Raw genomic sequence first — 1,339 nt, 5'->3', positions numbered from 1 at the left:
AACCGTTGTCATGTCTCGGGAGATGTGTCAAGGGTGTGTCTCGGTAGTTGTGTCATGGTGTAGGTGTGTGGGCTAGGCTGCCTGGGCGATTTTTCCTTGGTATTTCTTGGTTTCGTCCAGGGTTATGTGTCCGAGCGGGTCGCCGTTGGTGGTGTAGGCGGTGACCCGCTCGCCGCAGCGGAGCAGGGTGATGATGGTGCCGGCGTGTTCGCGGCCGACGCTGATGCGGTAGTCGGCGAGGGCGACGGTGCCGTTGGGCATGACCTTGATCTTGTGGACGGTGGCGTCGTCTTGGCGGGGCAGATCGCCTGGTCCGCCGTGGCTGGCGGCGTGGGTCCAGGCCAGGGCCGGGGTGGTGTTGAGGGCGGAGTGCCGACGGCGGGTGTTGTAGTGCTCGCGGACTTGGTCCAGGCGGGTTTGCAGCTCGGCGATGCTGGCGGCCGGATCGGGCCAGCGGTGATTCAGTAACCGGGCGGCGGTGCCGTGCAGGCGTTCGACCTTGCCGCAGGTCTGCGGGTGATACGGGCTGGAATGGATCACCCGGCTGCCGTGGGCGGCGGACACGGTTCGAGAGAAAACGCTGGTCAGGGTCTTGTCGCGGGACCGGTGGGGGTGAGCCCAGGCGGTGCCGTTGTCGGCCAGGATCAGTCCGGGCGGGCCCCAGCCGGTGATGGCGGCGGTGATCGCGGCCAGGGCGGCGGCAGGGGTCTCCGCGGGCGCGACATGGCTGGCCACCCAGACCCGGGAGCAGTCGTCGAGCACGTCGATGGCCACCACCACACTGCCGTCGGCGAGGGTGTGCTCGGTGCCGTCGATCTGATAGCAGTCCCGCGGCCGGGCATAAGCGAACCGGCGCCACGACGAACGTGGACGCTTCTTCGGGTTCTTCTCCAGCAGGCCGTTGCGGTCCAGGATCCGGTTGATCGTGGCCCGCGCCGGCACCCGCGTCCCGACCGGCCAGCCGGGGCTGTTCACCAGTGTTTCCAGCTCGGCCCGAATGTTGTCCGCACCGTTGTCCGGAGCCAGCTCCTCCCGCAACCGCAGGATCAGCTCGACCACCGGCTCGGGCGTCGCAGCCGGGCTCGAGTGCGGCCGCCGTGACCGGGGCCGCCACTCGCCCTCGGCCAGGATCCGGGCGCGGTGCCGGTAAAACGTGCGTGGATTCACGCCATTCACCCGGCACCACTCGGCCACATTCTCGATCTCCGGATCCACGATCAGGGTCGCGTCCATGAGCCTCATCTTCGCCTGCTTCCTCGCCACGACACAAAGTCATAGCGCGATCAAGCGACACATCAAGTGAGACACACAGTACGACAACTCTCATGAGACTGAAGAA

The 1,339-nt window shown here is 67.0% G+C and carries 1 protein-coding gene; it reads right to left on the bottom strand.

Translation table 11 applies throughout. The features are described 5' to 3' along the window. Window positions 1-72 precede the first annotated feature (72 nt). Window positions 73-1,233, bottom strand: coding sequence for an integrase core domain-containing protein (locus ACFVM3_RS41915; RefSeq protein WP_378445488.1), 1,161 nt, complete (start codon window positions 1,231-1,233; stop codon window positions 73-75). Between the last annotated feature and the right edge of the window lie 106 nt (window positions 1,234-1,339).

It is taken from the genome of Amycolatopsis sp. NPDC057786 (genome assembly GCF_042797905.1).
Lineage (GTDB): Bacteria > Actinomycetota > Actinomycetes > Mycobacteriales > Pseudonocardiaceae > Amycolatopsis.
The sequence above is the reverse complement of the archived record's forward strand: the minus strand, read 5'-3'. Positions and strand labels throughout refer to the sequence as shown.

Excerpts from the sequence above, each read along its gene's own strand:
- ACFVM3_RS41915 (WP_378445488.1), bottom strand. The coding sequence starts at position 1,233 with ATGGACGCGACCCTGATCGTGGATCCGGAGATCGAGAATGTGGCCGAG.